Genomic DNA, 2,400 nt, shown 5'->3' with positions numbered 1-2,400 from the left:
CCCGTGACCTGTCGTCTGTCGCCTGCCATGTGCCGGCGGCTTCCCGTACCGCACTCCCCGTACCGCCCCCTGCGTAACCGCCTTCCCCGTACTGGCTCCGGTCCCGGTCGCGTCGGCTTGCGGCGGTCGCCGGAGGACGATGATGCTGCCCTCATGGCAGACAACACCGCACACCTCGATCACATCGTCCTGTGGGCGAACGACCCGCTCGCCGCCGTCGCGTTCTACGAGAAGGCCGTCGGCCTGACCCCGGTCAGGGCGAGCGAGTTCGCCGACCAGAAGGTGCCGTTCCCCTCGGTCCGGCTCAACGACGGCACCATCTTCGACCTGATGCCGCTGACCATGGCGCCCCGGATGACGATGCTCCCCGGCGCCGTCGCCAGCTCCGGACACCCCGTCAACCACGTCTGCATCGCCCTGGGCAGCGCCGAGTTCGACGCCCTGCACGCGCGCCTGGACGAGCACGGCGTCCCCCTGTCGGCCCTCTCCGAGAACTCCTTCGGAGCCCGCGGCAACGCCCGCCGCAGCTTCTACTTCCAGGACCCCGACGGCAACATCTTCGAAGCCCGCCACTACGACGAGGCGTGAACCGGCACTACGACGGGGAGTGAGCCGGCCGACGCGCGCGGCCCGGCGCGTGCCCGAAGTCACCGGGCGCGCGCCCACGGCATGAGCCGTCTCTCCGCCGTCCCGAGCAGCGCGTTGACCGTCAGGCCGAGCACCCCGGCCCACAGCGTTCCCGCGAGCACGTCCGTGGTGCCGTCCGGTATCTGCGCCGCCTGCGCGATGAACGTGCCGAGCCCCTCCCCGAATCCGGAGAGGATCTCCGACGCGACCGCCAGGATCAACGCCACGGCCGCGGATATGCGCACCCCCGCGGCGACGAACGGAGCAGTCGCGGGCAGCACCACCCGCCACAACACCTGCAACCGGCCGAACCCGAAGGCCCGCAGCGAGTCCTTCGCGACCGGGTCGACATCGCCGAGCCCGTACACCGTGTTGAAGAGAACCGGCCACACGCAGGCGTACGCGATGACCGTGACCTGCATCCGGCCGCCCGTGCCGAGCAGCAGCGCCACCAGCGGGATCAGCGCCACGGACGGGATCGGACGCAGGAACTCCACTACGGCACGGGCCGCCGCGTCGACCTTCGGGACACTGCCGAACAGCACTCCGAGCGGCACGGCGACGGCACAGCCGAGCAGCAGCCCGTACGCCCACACGCCGAGCGTCGCCCCGACCCCGTCGAGGAACAGCGGGTCCCCGGCCAGCCGCACCGCACGCTCCACGACCTCGGAGGACGGCGGCAGATAGGCGCGCTGCACCAGGCCCGCACGGCCCGCCACCTCACCCGCGGCCAGCACCGCGACGACGCCGAACGTGCCGAGGAGCACCCGGCGCGACCGGGTCAGGGACGCGGGCGCGGTCATGACGGCCGCGCCCGGAACAGCAGCTTCTCCGGGTCGATCCGCTTCTTCAGGAGGCCGCCCTTCGTCATCAACGCGATCAACTCGCCCAAGCGCTCAGGGCTGTTGGACCGGGCGAAACTCGGCAGCGCGATGGCGCGAGCGGTCCTGGCGTCGAGCTTCGTGTACCCGGGCAGCACCTCCTCGACGGCGTCCCGGTCGCGCGCCGCGTCCCGCTGCGCCCGCCGCACGGCGCGCTGGAACGCCGCGGCCGCCCGCGGGTTCTCCTCGGTGAAGGCCCGCGTCGTCCCGTACCCGGACAGCGGGAGTCCCGCCGCGGGCCCGCTCGCGCCGTCGACCACCACGCGCGCGTGCAGCCTGCGTCTGGCGTCGGTGAGGAACGGTTCGGTGATGTCGGCCGCCTCCACCTGGCCCTTCTCCAGGGCGGCGGCCATCTGCGGGAACGGCACCTGCCGGTAGTCCACAGCCTCGGCGTCGTGCCCCTCCTTCCGGAGGATGGCGTCGAGGCGCAGCGACTGGATGCTGTGCAGGACGTTCTCCGCGACCTTCCGGCCCTGGAGGTCCTCGGCGGTACGGATCGGGGAGTCGGGTAGCACCACGACGTCCATGGAGTGCCGGGCGAGCGCCACGCCGTCCACGAGGAGCCGCAGGTCCACCGTGCCCCGGTCCTGCGCCTGGAGCATCGTCACGTAGTTGCCGCCGGCCACGATGCCGACCTGGCCGTTGGCGAGTGCGGGGATGGCCTGCACGCTCTGTTGCACGGGCCGCACCCGCACCCGCAGCCCCTCGTCCTTGAAGTACCCGCGCTCCTGGGCGATGTAGAGCGCGGCGCTGTCCACCAGCGGCGTCGCGGCGACCGTCACGGTGTCCTTCTCCGCCCCGCCGCCGGCCTCGCCCCCGCCGCCCCCGCACGCCGTCACCAGAAGCAGCAACGCGACCAGCGGCACACTCATACGACGGACCAGTCCTGCTC

General features: G+C 72.4%; 3 protein-coding genes. 1 reads left to right on the top strand and 2 read right to left on the bottom strand.

What is annotated here, in order from left to right; translation table 11 throughout:
• The first annotated feature begins 153 nt into the window (after positions 1–153).
• Entirely contained in the window at positions 154–588 is a 435-nt protein-coding gene (locus GUY60_RS36835; RefSeq protein WP_161705859.1) for a VOC family protein, read from the top strand.
• Positions 589–647: 59 nt separating this feature from the next.
• On the opposite strand, the gene GUY60_RS36830 is transcribed toward GUY60_RS36835, so the two are convergent.
• Together GUY60_RS36830 and GUY60_RS36825 are read right to left on the bottom strand one after the other, a co-directional pair.
• Entirely contained in the window at positions 648–1,430 is a 783-nt protein-coding gene (locus GUY60_RS36830; RefSeq protein WP_161705858.1) for an ABC transporter permease, read from the bottom strand.
• The coding region (locus tag GUY60_RS36825; RefSeq protein ID WP_312866568.1) for an ABC transporter substrate-binding protein at positions 1,427–2,400 on the bottom strand (974 nt) is incomplete at its 5' end. The genes GUY60_RS36830 and GUY60_RS36825, both read right to left, overlap by 4 nt.

Origin of the sequence: Streptomyces boluensis (assembly GCF_009908195.1) — a bacterium.
Classification (GTDB): Bacteria; Actinomycetota; Actinomycetes; order Streptomycetales; family Streptomycetaceae; genus Streptomyces; species Streptomyces boluensis.
The sequence above is the reverse complement of the archived record's forward strand: the minus strand, read 5'-3'. Positions and strand labels throughout refer to the sequence as shown.